At 63.6% G+C, this 23,616-nt stretch carries 23 protein-coding genes; 10 read left to right on the forward strand and 13 right to left on the reverse strand.

The window, feature by feature from the left end; translation table 11 throughout:
* Positions 1-10 precede the first annotated feature (10 nt).
* Positions 11-505, forward strand: coding sequence for an AAA family ATPase (locus ACT3TS_RS08140; RefSeq protein WP_444531007.1), 495 nt, complete (start codon positions 11-13; stop codon positions 503-505).
* 52 nt (positions 506-557) lie between these two features.
* Here ACT3TS_RS08140 and ACT3TS_RS08145 read toward each other — a convergent pair whose 3' ends face one another.
* Positions 558-1,262, reverse strand: a complete 705-nt coding sequence (locus tag ACT3TS_RS08145; RefSeq protein WP_444531008.1) for a ferritin-like fold-containing protein — start codon at positions 1,260-1,262, stop codon at positions 558-560.
* A gap of 65 nt (positions 1,263-1,327) precedes the next feature.
* Between ACT3TS_RS08145 and ACT3TS_RS08150 the strand changes: the two genes are divergently transcribed.
* Together ACT3TS_RS08150 and ACT3TS_RS08155 are read left to right on the forward strand one after the other, a co-directional pair.
* A complete protein-coding gene (locus ACT3TS_RS08150) occupies positions 1,328-2,830 on the forward strand; it encodes an RNB domain-containing ribonuclease (RefSeq protein WP_444531009.1) in 1,503 nt (500 codons plus the stop codon).
* A gap of 353 nt (positions 2,831-3,183) precedes the next feature.
* On the forward strand, positions 3,184-4,923 hold the full coding sequence (locus ACT3TS_RS08155) for a DEAD/DEAH box helicase (RefSeq protein ID WP_444531010.1): 1,740 nt from the start codon (positions 3,184-3,186) through the stop codon (positions 4,921-4,923).
* Positions 4,924-5,024: 101 nt separating this feature from the next.
* Here the strand turns inward: ACT3TS_RS08155 and ACT3TS_RS08160 are convergent, their stop codons facing one another.
* From ACT3TS_RS08160 to ACT3TS_RS08170, 3 genes are all read right to left on the reverse strand, one after another.
* Positions 5,025-5,156, reverse strand: coding sequence for a putative transporter small subunit (locus ACT3TS_RS08160; RefSeq protein WP_444531011.1), 132 nt, complete (start codon positions 5,154-5,156; stop codon positions 5,025-5,027).
* 9 nt (positions 5,157-5,165) lie between these two features.
* The gene (locus ACT3TS_RS08165; protein WP_444531012.1) at positions 5,166-6,857 is read right to left on the reverse strand and encodes a sodium:solute symporter family protein; all 1,692 of its coding nucleotides are present in this window, start codon (positions 6,855-6,857) and stop codon (positions 5,166-5,168) included.
* A 421-nt stretch (positions 6,858-7,278) separates the two neighbouring features.
* Positions 7,279-8,127, reverse strand: coding sequence for a PHP domain-containing protein (locus tag ACT3TS_RS08170; RefSeq protein WP_444531013.1), 849 nt, complete (start codon positions 8,125-8,127; stop codon positions 7,279-7,281).
* 113 nt (positions 8,128-8,240) lie between these two features.
* Between ACT3TS_RS08170 and ACT3TS_RS08175 the strand changes: the two genes are divergently transcribed.
* Complete coding sequence (locus tag ACT3TS_RS08175) at positions 8,241-9,815, forward strand: aminopeptidase P family protein (protein WP_444531014.1); 1,575 nt, start codon at positions 8,241-8,243, stop codon at positions 9,813-9,815.
* Between the two features lie 110 nt (positions 9,816-9,925).
* Here ACT3TS_RS08175 and ACT3TS_RS08180 read toward each other — a convergent pair whose 3' ends face one another.
* Complete coding sequence (locus tag ACT3TS_RS08180) at positions 9,926-10,231, reverse strand: transcriptional regulator (RefSeq protein WP_444531015.1); 306 nt, start codon at positions 10,229-10,231, stop codon at positions 9,926-9,928.
* A gap of 201 nt (positions 10,232-10,432) precedes the next feature.
* Entirely contained in the window at positions 10,433-11,320 is an 888-nt protein-coding gene (locus tag ACT3TS_RS08185; protein WP_444531016.1) for a general stress protein, read from the reverse strand.
* Between the two features lie 181 nt (positions 11,321-11,501).
* Between ACT3TS_RS08185 and ACT3TS_RS08190 the strand changes: the two genes are divergently transcribed.
* From ACT3TS_RS08190 to ACT3TS_RS08200, 3 genes are read left to right on the forward strand one after another with little or no spacing between them, the layout of a single operon-like run.
* Complete coding sequence (locus ACT3TS_RS08190) at positions 11,502-12,785, forward strand: magnesium transporter MgtE N-terminal domain-containing protein (protein ID WP_444531017.1); 1,284 nt, start codon at positions 11,502-11,504, stop codon at positions 12,783-12,785.
* Positions 12,778-13,434 carry a DUF1003 domain-containing protein gene (locus tag ACT3TS_RS08195; RefSeq protein WP_444531018.1) on the forward strand — a complete coding sequence of 219 codons (657 nt, stop codon included), beginning with the start codon at positions 12,778-12,780 and terminating at the stop codon, positions 13,432-13,434. The genes ACT3TS_RS08190 and ACT3TS_RS08195 overlap by 8 nt, the downstream gene beginning before the upstream one ends.
* 11 nt (positions 13,435-13,445) lie before the next feature.
* On the forward strand, positions 13,446-14,573 hold the full coding sequence (locus ACT3TS_RS08200) for an Mrp/NBP35 family ATP-binding protein (RefSeq protein WP_444531019.1): 1,128 nt from the start codon (positions 13,446-13,448) through the stop codon (positions 14,571-14,573).
* Positions 14,574-14,965: 392 nt separating this feature from the next.
* Here ACT3TS_RS08200 and ACT3TS_RS08205 read toward each other — a convergent pair whose 3' ends face one another.
* Both ACT3TS_RS08205 and sigE read right to left on the reverse strand, forming a co-directional pair.
* On the reverse strand, positions 14,966-15,397 hold the full coding sequence (locus ACT3TS_RS08205) for a twin-arginine translocase TatA/TatE family subunit (RefSeq protein WP_444531020.1): 432 nt from the start codon (positions 15,395-15,397) through the stop codon (positions 14,966-14,968).
* Between the two features lie 109 nt (positions 15,398-15,506).
* On the reverse strand, positions 15,507-16,154 hold the full coding sequence (gene sigE / locus ACT3TS_RS08210) for an RNA polymerase sigma factor SigE (protein ID WP_444531021.1): 648 nt from the start codon (positions 16,152-16,154) through the stop codon (positions 15,507-15,509).
* A 220-nt stretch (positions 16,155-16,374) separates the two neighbouring features.
* On the opposite strand from sigE, the gene ACT3TS_RS08215 reads away from it, so the two are divergent.
* Positions 16,375-17,007, forward strand: a complete 633-nt coding sequence (locus ACT3TS_RS08215) for an O-methyltransferase (protein WP_444531022.1) — start codon at positions 16,375-16,377, stop codon at positions 17,005-17,007.
* A 160-nt stretch (positions 17,008-17,167) separates the two neighbouring features.
* Here the strand turns inward: ACT3TS_RS08215 and ACT3TS_RS08220 are convergent, their stop codons facing one another.
* The 5 genes from ACT3TS_RS08220 to ACT3TS_RS08240 all read right to left on the reverse strand — a co-directional run bounded on the left by ACT3TS_RS08220 (position 17,168) and on the right by ACT3TS_RS08240 (position 20,636).
* Positions 17,168-17,335: a DUF3117 domain-containing protein gene (locus tag ACT3TS_RS08220; protein ID WP_444531023.1), complete on the reverse strand. Its 168-nt coding sequence runs from the start codon at positions 17,333-17,335 to the stop codon at positions 17,168-17,170.
* Positions 17,336-17,487: 152 nt separating this feature from the next.
* Positions 17,488-18,741 (reverse strand): hypothetical protein, encoded by a 1,254-nt coding sequence (locus ACT3TS_RS08225; protein WP_444531024.1) that lies wholly within the window; start codon positions 18,739-18,741, stop codon positions 17,488-17,490.
* 7 nt (positions 18,742-18,748) lie between these two features.
* The gene (locus ACT3TS_RS08230; RefSeq protein ID WP_444531025.1) at positions 18,749-19,390 is read right to left on the reverse strand and encodes a DNA-3-methyladenine glycosylase I; all 642 of its coding nucleotides are present in this window, start codon (positions 19,388-19,390) and stop codon (positions 18,749-18,751) included.
* The gene (locus ACT3TS_RS08235) at positions 19,338-19,799 is read right to left on the reverse strand and encodes a DivIVA domain-containing protein (protein WP_444531026.1); all 462 of its coding nucleotides are present in this window, start codon (positions 19,797-19,799) and stop codon (positions 19,338-19,340) included. Before ACT3TS_RS08235 ends, ACT3TS_RS08230 begins: the two co-directional genes overlap by 53 nt.
* A 60-nt stretch (positions 19,800-19,859) precedes the next feature.
* The gene (locus ACT3TS_RS08240; RefSeq protein WP_444531027.1) at positions 19,860-20,636 is read right to left on the reverse strand and encodes a TIGR00730 family Rossman fold protein; all 777 of its coding nucleotides are present in this window, start codon (positions 20,634-20,636) and stop codon (positions 19,860-19,862) included.
* Between the two features lie 575 nt (positions 20,637-21,211).
* On the opposite strand from ACT3TS_RS08240, the gene ACT3TS_RS08245 reads away from it, so the two are divergent.
* A complete protein-coding gene (locus ACT3TS_RS08245; protein WP_444531028.1) occupies positions 21,212-21,568 on the forward strand; it encodes a hypothetical protein in 357 nt (118 codons plus the stop codon).
* 1,263 nt (positions 21,569-22,831) lie between these two features.
* A complete protein-coding gene (locus ACT3TS_RS08250) occupies positions 22,832-23,590 on the forward strand; it encodes an amino acid ABC transporter ATP-binding protein (RefSeq protein WP_444531029.1) in 759 nt (252 codons plus the stop codon).
* The last annotated feature ends 26 nt before the right edge of the window (positions 23,591-23,616 follow it).

Below are 23,616 nucleotides of genomic sequence, written 5' to 3' on the forward strand. Positions count from 1 at the left end.
GGATGGAAGCATGTCCCTGCTCATTGTGGTGCGTGGCAATTCCGGCTCCGGCAAGAGCACCGTGGCGCGCGCCCTGCAAAAGGAATTTTCCGGTGTGTGGATCGAGCAGGACAATTTCCGCCGGACCATTTTAGGTGAAACGGGAAACTACTCCCCGCTCGCCGCGGCCTTGATTGAACAATCGGCAGCCCTGGCACTGCGGCACGGCAGAACGGTCATTGCGGACGGCATGTTCAATGCCAGTAAATACAGCGAATCATTCCAGCGGCTGCAGGCGGGGCATGACGGCGCCAGCCATTTTTACGCCTACGACCTCACCCTTGAGGAGACCCTGCGCCGCCACGCCACCCGCACCCAAAAGCAGGCCGACTTCGGCGAAAAACAGATGCGCGGCTGGTATCACGGCTGGGATCCGCTGCACGGAATCGCGGAGCAGCGGATCACGGCAGCCGAGGACGTCGAGGCGACAGTGGCACGCATCGCCCGGGATGTGCGCGGGCGTTGATGCCGTCAAGGATGCACCCACCAGCCCACTCCGCCAGCCAGCGCCGGAAAAGCTAGGCCGTCAGCCCCAGCTTGCTCATCCGTTTGGAGTGGTTGCGGGTCAGCGCGCTGAGAATGGCCGAAACCTCGGCAGCGGCTTGTTCCTGGGTGGCGTCCGGCCGCAGCCCAACCAGGAAGCTGTGGCGGGCGCCAATGCGCTGCACCTGGGTCAAGGCCTCCCCCACCATCCGCCGCCCCCACAGCGCCAGTCTCGAGGAGAGCCGCGGGTCCTCCGCCAGCATCTTCTTCAGCAGTGCCACCAGCGTGGCGGTCTGCTCATCGCTTGTGCGCACCTGGGCAATCGCCTCGCGGGTGGGCCCGTCCAGGTGTTCGGCGATGGCGGTGTAAAACTCCTCGGTGATCGCCTCCACCACGTACGCCTTCATTAAGGACTCGTGCCAGTCGGCGGGCCGGGTGCGTTCGTGGAAGGCGTCGACCATGCGCTGGTACGGCGCCATCGCCAGCTCCGGGTCCATGCCCATGGCGTTGAGCCGGGCGCACATGGCCTCGTAATGGCCAAACTCGGTCACCGCCATTTTCCCCAGCACCGCCCTGTCACCGAGGGAGGGCGAGTGCCGTGCGTCGGTGGCCAGGCGTTCGAATGCGGAGAGTTCCCCGTAGGCGATGCTCCCCAGCAGGTCCACGACAAAGTTGTCGTAGCGGGCGCTTAATTCTCCTGCAGAAACGGAATCATCGGCGCCGGAAGCTGAAATACTCATGTGCCCAAGCGTAGTGTGTGCCGCGCCGCCCTTGTTCCCGCCGGGGAATCGTTTACGCTGAAACCGTGCCCTACTCTCACATTGGCGTCAGACGAAGTGCCGCCCAACAGTCCCTTGCCCAAGCCCTGGCCGCCCTGGGCGACGAGTTCAAGCTGCCCGACGGTTTCGCCCCCGACGTCCTGGCGGAGGTGGATGCCGTCATTGCCGGCCACGAGCTTCCCGCCCCGGACCTCACCGCCCTGCCGTTCATCACCATCGACCCACCCACCTCGCAGGACCTGGACCAGGCCATGCACCTTGAGCGCAGCGGCGACGGCTATGTGGTCCATTACGCCATCGCCGATGTGCCGTCCTTTGTCCCGGCCGGCGGCCCCCTTGATGCCGAAACGCGCCGCCGCGGCCAGACGATCTACACGCCCGGCCAGCGCATTCCCCTGCACCCGGTCCCGCTGAGCGAGGGCGCTGCGAGCCTCTTCGCCGACGACCCCCGTTCCGCCTACGTCTGGGAAATCCACCTGGCCGCCGACGGTTCCCAGGTCAGCTGCACCGTCCGCCGCGCCACGGTGCAAAGCATCGCCAAGCTCGGCTACGAAGAGGCCCAGGGGATGTACGACGCCGGGAACACACCTGCCGCCTACGCCGGCACCTTGGCGCTGTTGGCTGAGATTGGGACGAAGCGCATCGAGCTGGAGCGCGCCCGCGGCGGGGCCAGCCTGAACGTGCCGGCCCAGGAGGTCGAATTCGTCGATGGCCGCTACGTGCTGGACTTCAGGCCGAACCTGCCGATTGAAGACTGGAATGCCCAAATCTCCCTCCTGACGGGGATGGCCGCCGCCCAGGTCATGCTCGAGGGCAAGGTCGGCATTCTGCGCACCATGCCGGCCCCCGATGACGAGGCTGTTGCCGCCTACCGCCGGCAAACTGTCGCGCTGGGCCGGCCGTGGACCACCGACGTGGACTACGGCGAGTACCTGCGCACCCTTGACACGGCCGACCCGAAACATTTGGCCTTGATGCACGCCGCCACCACCTTGTTCCGGGGCGCCGGCTACACCCCGTTCAACGGCGTTGTCCCCGACCAGGTGCTCCAAGCCGCCGTGGCGGCACCCTATGCCCATACGACGGCGCCGCTGCGCCGGCTCGTTGACAGGTTCGTGCTGGCCATTTGTGCCGCACTGTGCGCCGAGGAGGAAGTTCCGGCCTGGGCCATTGCGGCGCTGGAGGAGCTGCCTGACATCATGGCAGCCTCCAACCAGCTGGCCAACAAGGTCGACAGGGCGGCCATCGACACGGTCGAGGCCGCGCTGTTGAGCCACCAGCTGGGAGGCGAGTTTGACGCCGTCGTGCTTTCCGGACCGAAGAAGAACGGACACAATTCCAAAAATGCCGCCGCCCGCAGCTTCATTCAAATCATGGTTCCCGCGGTGACGGCGTATTGCGAAGGCGACCTTGAACCGGGCACGGTGGTGCGTGTGAAGCTGACGGCGGCCGACATCGCCAAACGCACCGTGACGTTTGTGCCGTCCTCCCCCGCGGCCGCGAATTCCCCCTCGGCAGCGGACATGTGATGGCACGGTTGGCTGCCGCGGGTGGCTGGCACCGTTGCGGCCAACGCCGCACCACACCGCCGAAATGGCCGCGCGCAGCAGGATTGTGGGGGCGTGCAGCTAGACTAATGATGTAGACATGGATGCCCGGTCGTTGATTGATAGTTTTTAATTCAACAAACCCGCCCCTGCGCGCGTCTTATCAGTTCCTCCCGCAGCCGTCGTTCTGACGGCGGGAGGGCACGTTTTTGTTAGCCCGCGATCGGCTTCCCTAAGATTGTGCCGCCGTCCTGCGGTTCCGTGAGGCCTCTTGGCAGTGCCCGCGTTGAGCCCGGCAGACGGCACCTTGTATAGACGAATTGAACGGTAAGCATTTGAGCATCGAAACAGACTCCCTGCTGCAAGCAGAAGACAGCAACGAAAACGTTGAAATTGACGGCACCCTGAGCAGCAACGAGCCGCCCCGCCAGGAAGAGAAGGAAACGTTCGCCAGCTTTGGCGTGCATCACGAGATCGTTTCCTCGCTGACGGAAGCCGGCATCCTGCACCCCTTCCCCATCCAGGCCATGACGCTGCCGATCGCACTGACCGGCCACGACATCATCGGCCAGGCCAAGACCGGAACGGGCAAGACGCTCGGCTTCGGCATCCCCGCCCTGAACCGCATTGTCGCCCCCAAGGATGAAGGCTTTGACAAGCTGGACACCCCCGGCGCCCCGCAGGCCATGATCATCGTGCCCACACGCGAACTCGCCGTGCAGGTTGCCGGCGACCTCACCACAGCGTCCAAGCACCGCGGCATCCGTGTCGCCACCATTTACGGCGGCCGCGCCTACGAACCCCAGATCGACGCCCTGCAAAAGGGTGTTGAACTGATCGTCGGCACCCCCGGCCGTTTGATTGACCTGCTCAAGCAGCGCCATCTGAACGTCAAGCACGTGCGCATCGTGATCCTCGATGAGGCGGACGAAATGCTCGACCTGGGCTTCCTGCCCGATGTTGAGACGTTGATTTCAGGCACCCCGGCCGTGCGCCAGACAATGCTGTTCTCGGCCACCATGCCCGGCCCCGTTGTGGCCATGGCACGCCGCTACATGACCCAGCCCACGCACATCCGCGCCGCCGACCCCGATGACGAGGGCCTGACCAAGCGCGACATCCGCCAGCTGATCTACCGCGCCCACAACCTCGACAAGATCGAGGTGCTGGCACGGATCCTGCAGGCCAACGGCCGCGGCCGCTCCATCATCTTCACGAAGACCAAGCGCACCGCAGCCAAGGTGGCCGAGGAACTCGTCGACCGCGGATTTGCCGCAGCCGCAATCCACGGCGACCTGGGCCAAGGCGCCCGCGAGCAGGCGCTTCGTGCCTTCCGCAACAACAAGGTGGACGTCCTCGTCGCCACCGACGTGGCAGCCCGCGGCATCGACGTCGACGACGTCACCCACGTGGTGAACTACCAGTGCGTTGAAGACGAAAAGATCTACCTGCACCGCGTTGGCCGCACCGGCCGCGCCGGCAACAAGGGCACGGCCGTCACGTTCGTCGACTGGGACGACATGCCGCGCTGGGCGCTGATCAACAAGGCCCTGGGCCTGAGCGTTCCCGAGCCCGTTGAGACGTACTCGTCCTCCCCGCACCTTTACACCGACCTTGACATCCCCGAGGGCACCAAGGGCCGCCTGCCGCGCAACAAGCGCACCCACGAAGGCATCAACGCCGAGGTTCTGGAGGATTTGGGCGAGACCGGCAAGCGCAACGCCCCCAAATCCGGCGGCCGGGACGCGGGTCGTGAAGGCGGTCGTGACGGCGACCGGGGTGGAAACCGGGGCGGCAACCGCTCCGGCGCCCGCCACGGTGAGAAGCGCCGCAACGAGAGCCGCGGCGACAGCAACTCCAGCGACAGCAACACCAGGGGAAGCAGCACCGGCGAGAACAGCGCCGGTGAGAACAGTGCCGGTGAGAAGCGCGACGGCGGCCGGAACCGCCGTCGGACCTCCTCCGACAGCGCCGCGCCGGCAGTGGCCGGAGCCGCCGAGGCCAAGTCCCCGCGCCGCACCCGCACCCGCCGCCGCAACGGTGAAGTGGTTGCCAATCCCGCAACCGACTCGTAACCCCCGCCTTAAACAACTAACCCGCAGAAGTGGTCGCTACATCAACTGATTTAGGTTGAATTAGCAGCCACTTCTGCGGGTTAGTTGGTTTTAAGGGGCGGCTAGATCAGCGGCCTGCCCTCGCGCCTGGCATCCAGGATCTCCTGCAGGAATGCCTTGCCGAGCACGTACAGCACGCCGGCAACGATGATGGGCCAGACCAGAACATAAAGGGTCAGCAAAAATACGCTCATGGGTGATGCCTATGCTTTCTTGTCGAGGAGTGCGTCGGGAGCGCCGTGATTGGCTTCCTCCCGGTTGTCGAAGTCGCCGATGCGTTCCTTGATAGTGTCGAAATCAAAGGTTGCATTGTTGCGGAAGCACATGAAATAGCACACGAGGGTGCTGATCGCGTAGGCAACGAGCGAGCCGGAGAGCACTGCGTAATTGTGCAGGAAGCCGATGGCGAACGGGGCCACTGCGACCATGGCAACGGCGGCAACGATCTTGGCCGTCTTCAGGCCGAAGAAGCCAAACGCCATCAGGCCCAGCACCACGCCAACGCCAATCACGGAAACGATGTCGACCACAATGCCGGTGAATCCTTCGAGGGGCAGCCATTCGAAGCGGACCGGCAGGAAACACGCCAGGGCCACCAGGACCGAGACGGTGAACGCCTTGTTGGTGACTTTTTGCCAGTAGAAGCTTGCGATGACAGGGAACACGAGGGCACCCCACAGGGCTCCGACAAAGACCAGCAGGTCAAGGATGTTCAACTTGCCGCTGGCAAAGTACAGCCCGGCGCCGGTGGCCACGACCATGGTGATGCGGCCGATGAACAGCATCGTCTTGGGGTTTGCCTTGCCCTCCTTGGCAATGTTCTGGCCATAGACGTCCGCCATCATGATGGAGGACATGGCGGAGAGGTCCGAGTCCGCGGTGGATGACAGTGCGCCCACAATCATGATCAGGAAGATGCCCAGCAGCACGGGGCTCAAATAGGTTGCCGCCATCTGCGGGATCAAGTTGTTCGTGTCGCCACCCAACGGGGCCACGCCCGCATAGAGTGCAATGACACCCAACATGCCGATGCCGATGATCGTGGCCCCGTAGCCGATAGTGGCGGTGACGAACGTCTTCTTGATCAAGTCCTCGCGCACGGCAAACAACCGCTGGGCGATGGTCTGGTTGCCGATGGCGTAGGCCAGAACTGCCGCAATGTACGGGGCGCCCTGGTTCAGGAACGCTTCGGAGGAGAAGAAGTTGGACTGTTGCGGGGTCAGATTTGCTGCGCCCGAGACAAACATGTCGGGGCCGCCGGCGGCAAAGAACACCACCGGAATGATGATCACCACGGCGCCAAGCATGGCAAACACCTGCGCTGCGTCAGTCAGCACCGAGGCCCGGAAGCCCGACCACAGCGAGTACAGCAGGATGCCGCCGCCGATGAACAGGATGCCCTGGGTGAAATTGAACGGGGACAGCAGCGCAATCAAGGCACCGCCGGCGATGAAGTTTGAGGTGATGCTGATCATCGAGCCAACAATGTTGGAGCCGGCAAGCATGAGCTGGCTGGATTTTCCGTGTCGGGCGTACATGACCTCGGCCAGTGTGTGGGCCTTGGGTGCGACGGCGCGGATGCGCTTGCCGAACGGGTAGATGAACAAAATCATCAACGCGCCCCACAAGCCGTAGTGGATCGGCCCGGAAATCCCGTAGGTGTAGCCGGACGTGGCCGAGGCGTACATCGACGACGCCCAAATCCACGTCGCCGTCATGCTTCCCGCGGAGATGCCAAAGCCAACCTTGTTGCCGGCTGTCATGTAGCCGTCGGCGTTCTCATTCTTGCGGCCAATGAAGAGTGTCATCAGCAGCGTACCGCCGTAAAACACCACTAATAGGCCAATTACTGTCCAACCCCCCAGTTGGTGGAGTCCTGCGCCATCCGGCACCATACTTGTCCTCTCGCTAGGACGGAATTCACCGGCATCCCGCCAAAATCAGCGTGCGCCGCCCAAGAAGCCGCCCAAAAGGGCGTGCATGCAGCAATCCGGTGAGGGACATAGCGGGCGCACTTCCCCGCCCGGGACCAGCCGCCAGGGCAAGCAGATTTTTCTGCGCGGGCGGCCCAAAGTGAATCGCGTACAAGGCGATCATTCACTACCGGTAATTCATCGGCTGACGTTCAGCCGGCAACGGGAATACTACGGTTCGCGGGCAGGTTTGGTTGCCCTTTCGAACCAGTCGACGGGATCCACTGTAACAGCCGCTGTATGCACTTTGTTGGATGTTACTTGCAGCCAGCGATAACGATGGTGCACCGAGGGCGCTTCGGCGGATACCTGCAGTGCCCGACGGGGGCCCGCCGGCGGTTCCCTACGGCAGGTACGCGGCGGTTCCGGAGGCCTGCTCCATGATGCGTTCCAAGGCTGCGGGTTCGGTGAGATTCTCCCCGAGAAGATTCGGTTTCCCTGCCCCGTGGTAGTCGGAGGACCCGGTCACGAGCAGTCCCCGGTCCCGGGCCAGCCCTCGCAGCCATGCCCGGCCTTCGGCGGGATTGTCCCGGTGGTCGACCTCCAGACCCAGGAGGCCGGCGTCGATCATGTCATGGAAGACATCCGGGGGCGCCACCCTGCCCCGGGCCGAGGCCATCGGGTGCGCAAAGACAGGAACGCCGCCGGCTGCGCGGACAAGTTCCACGGCGAGCACCGGGTCCGGGGCGTAATGACTGACAAAATAGCGTGAATGCGAGGTGAGGATGTTGGCGAAGGCCTCGCTCCTGTCCGCCACGATGCCCGCGGCAACCATGGCGTCGGCAATGTGCGGGCGGCCAATCGTGGCCCCGGGTGCCACGTGGGCGCTCACGTCGCCCCAGTTCAGCGGATAGTCTTCGGCGAGGCGTTCAACCATGCGTTCAGCGCGGGTCAGGCGGGCGTCCTTGGCCTTGGTGATCTCCTCGAGCAGCTTCACATTGCCCGGGTCGTGAAGGTAACACAGCAGGTGCACGCTGACGCCCTGGGAGGTTTTGCAGGAGATTTCCATCCCCGGAATGAGCCCCACACCGAGCTCCCGGGCAGCGGCCAGCGCCTCAGCCCAGCCGTCGGTGGAATCGTGGTCGGTCAACGCCACGACATCAAGGCGGGCCAGAGCCGCGGCCGCAATAAGCGCGGCGGGTGTCTGGGTGCCGTCGGAAACATTTGAATGCGCGTGCAAATCAATCCTCACGATCTCAGCCTACGTCGCATCCTGCCCAATGGCCGCTGCGCCGCACGCAGCGCGGGCACCGGGTTCCACGGCCGCCCTTTGTCCCAAGGCGCAAGCGGTGGGAGACTTAAGGTGTGAACCAGACTGAGCAATCCTCCGAGCACCCCGACCCTACAAGTGAGCAGCCCCTCGAGGAGCGAGTGAACAATCGTTCCCAACGCCCCGACTCTGACGCTTTCCGGACCTTCATGGCAGCCAATTGGGAGCCTTCGTCCGCTGAACTTCCCGCCCGGGCCGAGGTGGCAGACCATGCCGCCCGCCGCCGTCGTGCGATTTCCGAGCAGTTCAAGACCGAGCGCCTGGTGATCCCTGCAGGCCCGCTGAAGGTCCGTTCCAACGACTGCGACTACCGCTTCCGCCCGCATTCGGCCTTTGCCCACCTGACCGGCTTGGGCGTTGACCACGAGCCCGACGCCGTGCTGGTCCTGGATCCGGTGGCCGAGGGTGAAGGGGACGACGGCGGCCATCACCGCGCCACCCTTTACTTCCGTCCCATGGCCGGCCGGGACACGAAGGCGTTTTACGCTGATGCCCGCAGCGGTGAATTTTGGATCGGCCGCCGCCCCACGCTGGCCGAGTTCCAGGCCCAGCTGGGCCTGCCCACCGCCGACGTTACCGAGCTTGAGGTCGCCATCACCAAGAACGTTGGGGAGACCTCCGTCGGCGGCGTTTCCATCCGCCTGGTGCGCAAGGTTGACGAGAACATCGACGCGCTGGTGGATACGGCCCGCTACAACACGGCCAAGAACCCCGACGCCATTGATTTTGGCGCCCTGGACGATCTTGACGGCAGGCTGGCCGAGGCGGCCTCCGAGCTGCGCCTGCTCAAGGACGACTGGGAAATTGAGCAGATGAAGGTTGCCGTCGCCGCAACCATCAGCGGTTTTGAGGACATCGTGAAGGCCCTGCCGCGTGCGGTGGCCCACCAGCGCGGCGAACGTGTTGTGGAAGGCGCGTTCTTTGCCCGTGCGCGGGAAGACGGCAACGAGCTTGGCTACGACACCATTGCCGCCGGTGGAAACAACGCCACGGTGCTGCACTGGAACCGCAACAGCGGCACCGTCAACGAGGGCCAAATGCTTCTTGTTGACGCCGGCGTCGAGGCTGACTCCCTCTACACCGCGGACATTACCCGCACGCTGCCCGTCAATGGCACGTACTCGGATGTTCAGCGCAAGATCTACCAGGCCGTGCTGGACGCCGCCGACGCAGCGTTCGCCGTCGCCGTTCCGGGGCGCAAGTTCCGCGAGGTGCACACGGCCGCCATGGAGGTGCTCGTGGACCGACTGGCCGCGTGGGGCCTGCTGCCGGTGACGGCCGCCGAAGCGCTTTCCCCCGAGGGTCAGCAGCACCGCCGCTGGATGCCGCACGGCACCAGCCACCACCTCGGTCTGGACGTGCACGACTGCGCCCAGGCCCGCGCCGAGCTCTACCTCGACGGCGTCATCACCGAGGGCATGGTCTTCACGATCGAGCCCGGCCTGTACTTCAAGGACGAGGACCTGGCCATCCCGGCCGAGTACCGCGGCAACGGCGTGCGCATTGAGGACGACATCCTCATCACGGCCAACGGCCCCGTAAACCTCAGCTCCGCACTCCCCCGCAAGCCGGAGGACGTCGAAGCCTGGATGGCCGGCCTCTCCGCCTAGCCCCTGCGCCTGTCCCGCTCCATTTCGAGTTTGCACTTGTTGGACCGATTCACCGTATTTTTGCGGTTTTTCGTCCAATAAGTGCAAACTCGATTTTTTGGTGCAGTTCCTTAATGTCCGACGGCGGGACTTGGCTGCCCTGCGATGAGCGCCTTGAGTGCCGCGACGTGTTCCTCGTAGGCTCCCTTGCCTTGTGTCGTCAGCGCCGCCCACGTCTTGACCCTGCCCTTGCCTGTCGGCTTGCTCAGCTTCACGTAGCCGGCATCCTCAAGGACCTTCAGCTGTTTGCTGGCCACGGAGTCGGCAACGCCGAGCATGTCCCGGATGGTGCCAAACTCCGCATGGTCAATGGTGCTGAGAAAGGCGCAGATCCGGAGGCGGTTGGGGGCATGAATGATCTCGTTGAGGCCGGTCACTGCCCACTCCGCAGATCAGCACGCAGGGCCCCGTCAAATCTGGGGCCGATGACGACGGTGGCAACAACCAAGACGGGCGCAGCAACCGGAACGGCGGCAAGACGCGGCAGCGGCGGCATATTTGGAGACCACCGGAACTTTAAAGGACAAAGTCAAGGCGAGGGATCCGCCGTCGTGCTTCATCGGCTGAAAAGCTGCGGGCTACTTTTCCTGCTTCTCCGCCGCATCGGAAGCCCCGTGGGGTTCCACTGGGGCGTTGGGGTCCGCAGGCTCGGGCTGGCTCGGGGTGTCGACACGGATGCCGTACTGCGGGCGGCCATCCGGGAGGTCGGGGAACTGGCCGCGGCGCGGGCCATCGAGCGGGGCCTGGCCGGGGCGGTCGTGGCTGTCGCCACCATCTGCGGCGGGAGCACCGGCAGGAGCACCGGCAGCGGCGGCCGGGTCCGTCGGGGCATAGGGGTCGTGCCAGCCTTCGGGACGGGCGGGCGAGGTGCCGGAAGAAGCGGGCGGCTGCACCGGCGGGCGGTAACCCTGGCCCTGGCCCTGGAAACCCTGCCCCTGACTCTGGACGGGGCGTGGTGCGTTGGAGTTCATGGGCAGCTGCGCCAACAGGCGGCGGGCGTCCGCTGCCACATCGGCCGTGACAATGACGTCGTAGCTGGTGGCCAAAACCTGGTTGGTCGAGGTGAAGTCGCGCTTGCCGCGCTGCGCGGCGTAGCCAATGATCGCAAACAACATCCACAAGGCGGCGCCCAGGAGCACGGCCGTGAACACGTTCAGGTAGGGCGCACCGGCGTTGCTGGCGGAGTCAAAGAAGGAGAGCATCACGCCGATGAACAAACCAAACCACGCTCCGGTCATGGCGCCGGTGAGAGCAACCCGGGGGTAGCTGAGCTTGCCCGTGACCCGTTCAACAATCTTCAGATCGTTGCCCACGATGGATACATGCCTGACGGGGAATTTTTCATCCGCCAGGTAATCTACCGCCTTCTGCGCATCCAAATAGGAAGTGTAGGAACCGATTGTTTCCCCCGTAGGGACAATACGGGCCTCGTCCAAGGGTCTGGTGCGTCCAAAGAGGTTTGCCATACCCCCATTGTTCACCATGTTCCTGCGCGTTGGCTGGAGTATCGCTGGCAGTGAAACGAAAAGTTCATGACAGCCCCGCGCCCGAACCCGCACCCGGCCCCGCCGCGGCGCCCCACTCCCCGGCACGGCCTGGCGCTGAGATGGTTGGGTCATAGACCCCCGCGGGAAGTAACCTGTACCTGTGAGCACACAACCTACACGCATTTTTGTCGCCCGACTCCTGGGCCTCGACGTCTTTGACCCGCGGGGTGACAGGCTCGGGAAGCTGCGGGACGTCGTCGTGCTGGGCCGCGGCCCCAACACCGCCCCACACGCCGTCGGCATCGTCGTGGAAGTTCCGGGCAAGAAACGCGTCTTTGTGCCCATGACCCGACTGACGTCGATGGACCAGTCGCAAATCATCTGCACCGGCCTGGTCAACTTGCGGCGCTTTGAACAGCGCGGTGCCGAGCAGCTGGTGGTCGGCGGCATCTTTGACCGCAAGGTGACACTGGTTGACGGCACCGGTTTTGCCGTCATCGAGGACATCGCCATGGACCAGCAACGCAACGGCGACTGGCTCATCACCAAATTCTTTGTCCGCAGGGGCTCCTCCACCTCACGTCTGCGGGGAATCCGCCGCGGCCACACCATGCTCATCGACTGGGCCGAAGCCCGCGCCGACGACGCCGCGGCACCGCAAAGCGCCACCTTCTTTGTCGCAACCCATGAGGACCTCAAGGCGGCCGACTTTGCTGACGCCCTGCAGGACATGAGCGCCAAGCGCCGCATTGAAGTGGCCGGGGAACTCCAGGATGAGCGCCTCGCCGACATCATGTCCGAGATGCCCGAAGATGACCAGGTGACCCTCCTCTCGGCCCTGGACAACGAACGCGCGGCCGACGTGCTTGAGGAAATGGACCCCGACGACGCCGCGGACCTCCTCGCCGACCTCCCCCAGGCCAAGGCGGAGGAGCTGCTGCTGCTCATGGAACCGGATGAGGCGAAGGACGTGCGGCGCCTGCTCCAGTATGAGGAGGGAACGGCCGGTGCGCTCATGACGCCCGTACCCGTGATTCTGCCTCCCGAGGCCACCGTGGCAGAGGCCTTGGCGCATGTCCGCAGCGAGGACCTCTCCCCGGCCCTGGCATCGGCGATCTTCATTTGCAGGCCGCCGCTGGAAACTCCCACCGGGCGCTTCCTCGGCGTGGTTCACATCCAACAGTTGCTCCGCAGCGCACCTCCCGAGCAATTGGGCACCCTCGTGGACAGGAACCTGGAGCCCGCCTCGGACCAGGACGACATCAGCACCGTCAGCCACATCATGGCTTCGTATAATTTGAATTCACTCCCGGTTGTCAGCAAGGAGGGCCGCCTGGTTGGCGCCGTCACGGTTGATGACTTGTTGGACCATCTGCTGCCTGATGACTGGCGCACCCATGAGGACGGCGCCCCGTTCAGGAAATTAGGAGGACGCATTGGCTGAGCGGCACCATACTAAGGGCGGCGGCCTTGACACCCCCATGGAGCTCAAATCCAGGCTCCTGCCCAGCCTGACCAGCGACCCCGACCTCTTTGGCCGCTTCGCCGAACGCTTTGCCCGCTACATGGGCACTGCCAACTTCCTGCTCTACATGACGGTTTTTGTCGTCGTGTGGATCGCCATCAACGTCGTTGGCTTGTTCACCCTGCGCTGGGACCCGTACCCGTTCATCCTGCTCAATCTGTTCTTCTCCACCCAGGCCTCCTATGCGGCGCCCCTGATCCTCCTGGCCCAGAACCGCCAGGACGACCGCGACAGGGTCCAAATCGAGCAGGACCGCTCCCGCAACGAGCGCAATCTGGCCGACACCGAGTACCTGACCCGTGAAGTTGCCGCCCTGCGCATCTCGCTGCGTGAAGTGGCAACGCGCGACTTCGTCCGCTCCGAACTGCGCAGTCTCCTGGAGGACCTCATCGAGATCCAGGATGCGGCCGAGGGCGATCTCCCAGACGATGGCGATACCCTGAGGGAACCCCGCACGACCAAGCGCAACCCGGCCACCAGCAGCATCAAGACCGTCACCCAAAAGACACCCGGTGCCAGATCCAATTCCGCGAAGTCGGCCAACCCCGGACGCCCCACCAACCCTTAAGGCCACACCCCATGAACGCCCCGTCCCACCCCGCCCTGCTTGCCGCCCTCGCCACGGTCATTGACCCGGAGTTGCGCCGCCCCATCACGGAACTGGGCATGGTTGAATCGGTCGAGGCGTTCGACGGCGGCCGGGTCCACGCCGTCATCCGGCTCACCATTGCCGGCTGCCCCCTGCGCGAAACCATCACCAGGGACGTCACCAATGCCTTGGTGAAGCTCGACGGCGTCACCGACGTGGGCGTGGACCTCACCGTCATGACCCCGCAACAGCGGGCAGAACTCAAGGACCAGCTCAAGGGCAGCTCCGCCGAGCGGGGCATCCCCTTCAACGACGAGAAATCACTGACCCGTGTTTATGCCGTGGCCAGCGGCAAGGGCGGCGTCGGCAAGTCCACCATCACCGTCAACCTTGCCTGCGCCCTGGCCGCCAGGGGCTTGCGCGTGGGCATTGTGGACGCCGACATCTACGGCTTCTCGGTGCCTGGCCTGATGGGGATCACCCAGACCCCGACCCGGGTGGACGAGATGATCCTGCCCCCCGTTGCCCATGACGTGAAGGTCATCTCCATTGGCATGTTCGTGGCGGGCAACCAGCCGGTTGCCTGGCGCGGACCCATGCTGCACAGGGCGCTCGAACAGTTCCTGGGCGACGTGTACTTTGGCGACCTCGATATTTTGCTGCTGGATCTGCCGCCGGGCACAGGTGACGTGGCAATTTCGGTGGCGCAGCTGCTACCCAAGGCCGAGATCCTGGTTGTGACGACCCCGCAGGCAGCCGCCGCCGACGTGGCCGAGCGGGCCGGTGCCATTGCCGTGCAAACGGGCCAGAAGGTTGCCGGCGTCATTGAGAACATGTCCTTTTTGACGCTGCCCGATGGCAGCACCATGGAGCTGTTCGGGTCCGGCGGCGGGGAAATTCTCTCCAAACGGCTGAGTCAGACTGTCAACGCGCCGGTGGAGCTGTTGGGCCAGATACCGATTGACGTTGCCCTGCGCGAGGGCGGCGACGCCGGACTGCCCATCGTGCTCTCGCACCCCGAATCCCCTGCCGCCCAGGCACTGCTGGCAGTCGCCGACAAGCTTGCGGTGCGCCCGCGCGGCTTGGCCGGGCTGAAGCTGGGCGTCTCACCCCGCTGAGCAACGCAGTAACACCCTGCCGGCCCTGCTCGACGCCTGCCCGCCCTGCTTCCGCGGCGGCAGCTCCACGAATCAGCGCCTGCCCCGCGCGCTGGGGGTGTTTTCGCGCCGGCAGCTCCACGAATCTGCGCCTGCCCCGCGCGGCAGCGGTTGGCCAACAGCTGTTTCGCGGGCCAGACGCTGATTGGCGGGCCGGGATCATTTTTGACGGTGCACCCGAACCTTTCCGGGGACGCCGGACCCGAACGTGGCAGGGCAAACATCCCGGGAAACGACGACGACGGCGGCCGCCAACGCACACAGCAGCGCACACGAAGCCAAGGCGCAGCGTCGAGAAACCCCGCCAAGGGTGCTGCCCGGTGAGGGACAGTGCGTGCGGGCGGGAAGGGGTCTTAGGTGGCTTCGACGTCGTACGGGGCGAGCTGGCCCTCTGCCAGACGCTCAATCTCGGGCCCGGCGGGAACGCTGTCGACGGCCGGCTGCACCGAGCTCTTGTCGCTGTCCTTGCCCATCATGGAGGCGACAGCCGCGCCCGGGGCCAGCTTGAGGGAATTGAGCTTGTCCATGTCCTCGTCGTCGAGCAGGGCTTCACGGATTATGCGGCGGGGATCGTACTGGCGGGGATCAAGCTTCTTCCAGTCGATGTCGTCGATGTCGACACCGGCTTCTTCCTTGATGGTTTCGCGCGCGCCGGAAGCCATCTTGCGCACCTCACGGATGAGGTTCTTCAGCTTCTCCACGTAGCCGGGAAGCCGGGAAGGGCCAATCACCAGGACCGCCACAACGACAATCAGGATCAGCTCGGGGGTATTGATACCAAACACGTTAGGAAGATTACCCTCTCAACTCACAAAGCAACGATTCCTGGCGGTAACGTACGCAAAAAATACTGCGTGTGACTTGCGTCGCAGGCCCGCCAAGCCAGCACAGAGTCTAGCGTGCCCCGGCAATCCGCGGCAGCGACAGCAGCGGTTTCCGCGCAGGGCGGACCTCGCGTCCGCGGCCCGGTGCCCTGTCGGCCAGGGATTCACGGAGCATGGCCCGGCCCCGGTGGATGCGCGAGCGCACGGTGCCGAGCTTGATGTTCAGTGCGTGTGCCACCTCGTCGTAGGAGAGGCCTTCCAGATCACAAAGCACGACGGCGGCCCGAAAGTCGGGCGGGAGGGCCTCCAAAGCGGCGGCAACGTCGGTGTCGAGGTTGTTGAATTCAAAGGTGCGCTCGGGGCCCGGGTCGTTGCCGGGCAGCCGGGCTGCGGCGTCTTCGGACAGCGCGTCGAAGCGGATCCGCTGCTTGCGCCGGGCCTGGTCGAGGAACAAATTGGTGGTGATGCGGTGCAGCCAGCCGTCAAGGGTGCCGGGCTTGAAGTTCGCCAACGACTTGAACACCCGCACAAAAACCTCCTGGGTGAGGTCCTCGGCGTCGTACTTGTTCCCTGTCAGGCGGTAGGCAAGTCGAAAAACCTTGGCTGAATGGTTGGTGACAACTTCTTCCCACGACGGCGTCACCCACTCGGCGGCGGCCGGGGCTTGGTCTGTGGCAGTTCCTGCAGGACGAATCGCGGGGGTGACGGCTGGCTTCATCGCTGCACCTCGCTTCAGTGGTTTCTTCTCTCCCCAACGAAGGGGGAAACGTGGGGAATCCGACCGGGGGAATCGTTCCCTTTAGTCCTACAGTGTGCCAAACGAAGCTGACATTTTGCTGAACGGCAGCCGCCTTCTTGCCCGGTGTGCAGGCAGTGGGCGCCCGTGTGCAGGCAGTAGGCTAGAGCTAGTCACCGCAACAGTTTAGGAAAAACGACCCATGAGCGCCGATAAATCCACCAGCTGGTCCTATGCAGAGGGCCTCCCCGTGGAAGATGTTGTCCTGCGACGTGCCCGCGAACGCTCGCACGAGCTGGGCTTGTTCCCCGTTAGTCCGGGAGTCGCGGCAGCCCTGACGGTCCTCGCAGCCACGTCCAAGGCACAAACTGCCGTGGAAGTCGGCACCGGCGCCGGCGTTTCCGGTGTGGCCTTGCTGCGCGGTCTGGGCCCGCGCGCCGTGCTGACAACCATCGATCCCGACGTCGACCACTTGAAAGCCGCCCGCGAAGCGTTCACCGAGTCGGGCTCCCCGGCGAACCGCACCCGCACCATTTCAGGTCGCGGCCAGGACGTCCTGCCGCGCCTGACCGACGCTGCGTACGACCTCGTGTTCATTGACGCCGACAAGCCCAGCTTCCCGGAATATGTGGAACAGGCGATCAGGCTGCTGAAAATCGGAGGGCTGCTGATCATCAATGACGCCCTGGACAAGGACCGGGTCTCGGACCCCGCCATCCGCGAAAGCAGCACGGTGGTGTTGCGCCGGGTTGGCAAGCTGGTCCGCGAACACGACTCCCTCGTCAGCGCCATGCTGTCCACCGGCGACGGCCTGCTGCTGGCAGTCAAGCGCTGACCGCACGCTGAAGCGACCGGGGCGGGCCAGCTGCGCGGAGCGCTAAACACCCGAAAGCAGAAAACAAAAAGAACTGGCGGGGCAGCGTGTGCTGCCCCGCCAGTTCTTTGTGAACCAGCCAGTTGCGGCCCGGTTCCTTGTGAAACTTATCCGGCTGGCGTTATTCGGTTGCGCCTACAAGGCATTCCTTGAGGCTGACTGCCTCATCGGCGTTCATCTCCACGACGAGCCGTCCGCCGCCTTCCAGCGGCAGCCGCAGAATCAAGCTCCGACCTTCTTTAGTCACTTCCATTGGACCGTCACCGGTTCTAGGTTTCATGGCCGCCATCAGGAGTTCCCCTTTTCGTAGTGCATACCCGCCCCGCCTGGGCTTTCCCCAGCATGGCGTTTGATGTTGTATTGCTCACAAACTATTATTCCGTATTTCAACGCCCGGGTGCTAATCGGCGCACGGCCCATTGACAACTGCCGCGCGGTTCATTACGGCGGCCACGCCTGTCCGGTGCTGATCGCGGCGAACTGCCACAGCCACACGACCCACACAATCTGCAGCAGCGTGAACATCACCAGCACGCTCCAGCGGTAGGCACGGGAGGTTGAAATGAAGGCGGCCGCCAGTGCCAGGGGAAACAGGGGCAGCAGCATCCTGAACGTGCTCGACTGCGGGTGCAGCACCGCCAACAGGTACAGCAGGTACATGGCGCACCAGATCCGCAGTTCGAGCCCAATCCGGCGCACGGCCCTGGAATTGAGATACAGCGCCGCCAACACCACAAGCAGCACCGGCAGGACGGGGCCCCACAGCGGGCCGGCGAGCTCCACGCCCGCGTCAAACCAGGGCTTGAACAACACCAGCCCGGTGCCGCGCCACGCCGTCTCGGTGTCCGTATACGCGCTCCGCTCCCCCGTCAGCCACCAGGCAATGAGCATCCAGACGAACGCCGACACGACGCTGACAAACAGCAGCACAGAACCGCCGGCAAGCTCGCGTGCCGGGAAGGGCTCGCGTTTGCGGTGGCTCCAGCGCAGCAAAAGATGAACAAGCACGACGGCGGCGAACGGCACCCCTGCCGGGCGCGAGAGCGACAGCAGCAGCACCGTCGGCGACGCGGCCCAGTACCTGCCCTTGATGAGCAGGTGCAGGGCAGCGGCGAGGAGGAAGATTCCCAGCGATTCCGCGTACGGCACCTGCAGAACGGGCGACACCGGGAACATGGCGAAGAAGGCCACACCCCACAGTGCTGTCCGCGGTGTGGCAAAGTTCCTGAACAGCTTGTAGATCATCAAAGCAGCAGCGAGTCCGGCGGCCGTGGCCACAATGGCGCCGGCCGCAGGCCAGCCAAGTCCCGTCAGCCCGCTGAGCGCACGCGCCAGCAACGGGAACAAGGGATAAAACGCCCATTGGTTGGGTTGGGCCGTGCCGTCGTCATTGCGCGGAATTGTTGTCGGGTAGCCGCCATCAAAAATTCTTTCGTACCAGCCCGCGTCCCACCTGTCGATGAACGTCAGGTAGTCGGGCTGGCGCCCGCCCCACGGCGACTCCTCGGCATGCCAGGCCGCCCCGAGCAGGATCGCCGTGGAAACCAGCCGGGCTGCCACATAAAGCAGGGTGACTTTCAACCACCAGGGGGCCCGCCGCAAAGGCGCCAGAAAGCGGCGCACCCCGGCGTAGATGGCGTCGTTGATGGTAGTGGTGTCCCTTTCGGCCGGCGCCTTCATGGCCCAATCTTTCATGGCCGGGCTATTCCGTCCCGGACGGGTCCGAGCCAGGTGCCGGGTCCGAGCCTGGGGCCAGCCAGCAGCCCGGCTGGTGGTCGTTGACGACGCCGACGGCTTGCATCATGGCGTAGGCGGTGGTGGGACCGACGAAGGAAAAGCCATGCTTCTTCAGGGTTTTCGCGAGTTGCTGGGATTCAGCAGTTTTGCCGGGCACAGCCTCCCCGGGCAGGCGGGGCACGGACGGGGCATGGTCCGCAAGCAACGAGGCCAACGTTGTTTCGGACGGCAGGGCAAGCAACGCCCGGGCGTTGCCGATGGTGGCATTGATCTTGAGCCTGTTGCGCACAATGGCGGCATCGCCCATCAGCCGGTCAAAGTCCCGGGGGCCAAACGTGGCCACGATGGCCGGGTCAAAGTTGCAGAACGCCTTCCTGAAGGCCTCGCGCTTTCGCAGGATCGTGATCCAGCTCAGGCCCGACTGGAAAGCCTCGAGGCTCAGCCGTTCGAACAATTCGCTTTCCCCTGCAACGGGCCTGCCCCATTCTGTGTCGTGATAGCGCTGGTACTGTTCGTCGCTTTCAATCCCGGCCCATGCGCAGCGGGTTCTGCCATCATTGCCCACGGGGCTCCGCGTCCGTCGCCGGGTTCTCGCCGGTACTGACATTCACGATGGTCCGCTCGGCGGTGCTCGTCTCCACAGCGGCAGTCTCCGGGGCAGCGCCAGGCTGCTGCCCGGCGTCGGGCTTCCCTTGGTAACCGGTAACCGCAGGGGAAGTACCGGCCTCCAGCCCGGCAATGTGCAGGTCCTTGGCGGCCAGCTCGTCGCGCAGGCGGTCAAGGACCTCGTCAACCTGGTCCATCCGGTAGCCGCGCAGGCCAAGGGAGAACCGCAGCCGGTCGACGTCGGCGGGCGCCGGGGTGTCAGGCAGCAGCACCGGCGGCAGGTTTGCCACGGGCCGCGCGAGAGCGTCGTCATACACGGGCGCATCCGCCTGCGGCTTGTTCAGCCCCACGACGTAGAGGGCCGCCGCGGCAGCCACCACGACCGCAAGGAAGATCAGGAAATAAGTCACTAGACCATCGTGCCAGATGCGCGGCGGAAATGGCCCCGGATGACCTCAACTGTTGCCGGTTCAGCCCTCACCGGCGGCAACCCGGGCACCGGCCTTGCCGGCCATGACCAGTTCCACGGCCTCTTCCGCCGTGTCCACGAGGGAGATGATGTCCAGGTCGCCGGGCGAGACGAGGCCCTGGACCACCATGACGTCCTTGATCCAGTCGAGCAGCGGGCCCCAGAATGTGCTGTCGACCAGCACGATCGGGAACTGGCTGACCTTGCTTGTCTGCACCAGGACCATGGCCTCAAAAAGTTCGTCCAGGGTGCCGAGCCCGCCGGGCAGCACAACAAAGCCCTGGGCGTATTTCACAAACATCGTCTTGCGGGCAAAGAAGTAGCGGAAGTCGACGCCGAGGCCAACCCATTCGTTCATGCCCTGCTCAAAGGGCAGTTCAATGCCCAGGCCGATCCACAGGCCCCCGGCCTCGGCGGCGCCGCGATTTGCCGCCTCCATTGAACCGGGTCCGCCGCCGGTGATGACGGCAACCCCGGCTTCCACCAGCAGCCTCCCCACGTCGACGCCGGCGGCGTAGTACGGGGAATCGCGCTTGGTCCGGGCCGAGCCAAACACACTGATGGCCGGGCCGATTTCGGCCAGCGCGTCAAAGCCCTGCACGAATTCGCTTTGAATCCGCATGACCCGCCATGGATCGGTGTGCGTGAAGTCGCTGCTGGGCGGGGTCTCCAAAAGCCGGGCGTCGGCGGTGTCGTTGCCTGCGCCGTTTTTTCGCCAGATGCCGAACCGTCGAAGTTGCGGGCGGAGTGGTCGGCTGGATCCTGTAGGTGCGCTCATGCCCCTAAGGCTACGTGAAAGCCCCGGTGGCCTGCCTCACATTGTCTCTTTCGCGTTACGATCCCGGCCGACATGGCCCAAATAAGCCCCTCACTGCCAATGTGACTCTGATGTCAAGATGACAGCAGAAATCATGACCGGGACCCAAATGGCCTGCTTCGCCAACACCAAGGTCTTCCTCTGGGAACCAAGGAAACTGCGGCGCAGACTCTTCGAAGTCGCCGGGAAACACCCGCCCCCGCCAAACGAGCCTGTATCTGTCCTCCGAAGCACCGGACATGCAGCTTTGATCAAAGGACTGCAGCGGATCTCGGCGCCGAGTCCGTCGTTAACTACAACCACCGACCGTCCGCCTCTCATCAGAAGCAAGACCGGGCCCTACTGTGGCCGACGTGGAATCCGTCGTCGACAACGGCTACAAAGACCGGCGACCAGAACGTCACAACCGAGCCCATCAGGCAGAAAGTCAGGTGCAATTCGAGAGATTTTATGCACCTTGAATTTTCACATTCGGATGATTCTTCCCCGATCATTGTAAAATTGCACTATCCGTGCTTTTATGGAGGGGCCACGGCATGCGTGGTAACCCGATATTTGGGGGAATTTTGAAGAATATTTTGTCAAAGATGACCGCGGTGCTTTTCACTGTTGGACTCGTTACTGCCGGTTCGATTGTTTCGGCACCAGCTGCACAGGCAGCCTATCCAACATCGTGCAAATATTGGGGTTCAGGATCTACCGCATATGCCGTGTGCGACAGCGGCGGAGGAGCATTTGCAGTAATAGCTGTCTGCATTCAGACTCCACTTTTCGGCGGAAAGAAGACCGAATTTTTATACGGTAATTACGCTACTCCCGGAAATATCTCAAGGGCTGATTGCAAGGCAAACTGGAGCTTGGACTACGCGGGACTGACAACGATCAATACGTAATTTCTTAGGCCATCCCGACGCGCATGCGGGCGAATTTGTCTGCCGCATGATGATTCCGGAAATGGCGAGATAATTAGTGACCTGGTGAACTAGATCAAAACCTGTCTGGGATCCTACTATGTTCCTCAACCCATATTCATGCTCTCGTTTTGTGTCAGATATTCAACGGACCCGCCGGGCGAGGGAGCGACTGAGACGCAAGGGGCGAATTTCGTTGGCTATTCGGCCTTGAACCCCTCGTTTCTGTACTGGTGGGCGTCCGGACCGAGGCTGTCGACGCGCAACACCGCGGTGGGTGCGTTGATGGTTCTGGTGCGTTCACCAGGCATGGCTGTGCGAGCAGCAATCAGGACCCGTAGCACTTCCCGAGGCCCCGCCCTCATCCAGCGGCGGCCGACGCGAACACGACTGCTCCGAAACGAATATGGTCCATCCGTTCCATTACTCATCGAGGATGTCGAACTTGCCACATCTTTGGCGGGCGAGCGCGTCCATCCGTGAGGCCTCGGCAACTGCTAGCACTAGGCTGCCACGGCACCTGCGGGTATCGCCCCGCGGGGACTGGAAGTCGTAGGCGCCCACCAGCTCACTGGTCACGGAGGTGGTGATGCCGTAGACATGCTTACGGGGATTGTGTTTCTACATCTACAACAAATGGGTGAGAATTCACGACGATAGCCATCGGGGTCCCCTAGAAACTACTTGAGCTGGAAGGCTTCCCTGAGCAGCACGACGGTTTGTTCGAGCCCCGCGAGGGTGATTTGTTGCTTCCCGGTGAGGTGCTGGACGTTTTTCAGCAGCATCCATCGGGTTCCCTTCTTCGCGATGTCCTGGTCAGGCAGCCCCCCCGGTCCGTGGCCAGACGGGATGCTTCCAGCGCGTTGGCGGCCATCTAGACTACATGGAACGGGTCATAGCAGATGATTGTGCCGGGCGCTTGGTCCTTGACTGACTTGGCAAAAGCCGGACCATATCCGGCTGGGGGCTTCGATCGCAACCGTGTTCTCGGAACCCGTCTCAAAGAAGAATCCGTTCGGTTTCGCCGCGTTCTTCCCCGGCACGATCTGTGATGATGCGACATCCTGGACAAGGATCTTCCCGCCGCGGGGTCCTATCGGATGGGTGCCTGGTGGCGGCAGGAGACTCCCTAAGGCTACGTGAAACCCCCGGTGGCCTGCCTCACATTGTCTCTTTCGCGTTACGATCCCGGCCGACATGGCTCAAAGCTTTACCGCCCCGTGGAAATGTCTGTAGATTCAGTGCATGACAAATTCCGCACACGCCCCTGCGCTCGTGGAGCTTAAGGCCGTCAACAAACACTACGGCCCACTCCACGTGCTGCAGGAAATCAATCTGCAAGTGGCCAAGGGCGAGGTGCTGGTGGTCATCGGTCCTTCGGGTTCGGGCAAATCAACCCTGTGCCGCACCATCAACAGACTGGAAACCATCGACACCGGGTCCATCACCATTGATGGCAAGGAACTGCCAAAGGAAGGCAAGCAGCTGGCAAATCTGCGTGCCGACGTGGGCATGGTTTTCCAGTCCTTTAATTTGTTTGCGCACAAAACCATCCTGGAAAACGTCACCCTTGGCCCCATCAAGGTCAAGGGCATGTCCAAGTCCGACGCCGACAAACTCGCCTTGAGCTTGTTGGAACGCGTTGGGGTGGGTCATCAGGCGGCCAAGCTGCCTGCCCAGCTTTCCGGCGGGCAGCAGCAGCGAGTCGCAATTGCACGGGCCTTGGCAATGAAGCCAAAGGTCATGCTTTTCGATGAGCCCACCAGCGCCCTTGACCCGGAAATGATCAATGAGGTCCTGGACGTCATGGTTGAACTGGCCAAGGACGGCATGACCATGGTGGTTGTCACCCACGAGATGGGCTTTGCCCGCAAAGCTGCGGACAGGGTCATTTTCATGGCTGACGGGCAGATTGTTGAAGAAGCCACACCCGATGAATTCTTCACCAATCCGCAGACACCGCGGGCCAAGGACTTCCTGTCCAAGATCCTCACCAACGGATAACAAACTACTTCCAAATCTCCCGGCTG

This window comes from Specibacter sp. AOP5-B1-6, from assembly GCF_052376555.1.
Taxonomy (GTDB): Bacteria; Actinomycetota; Actinomycetes; order Actinomycetales; family Micrococcaceae; genus Specibacter.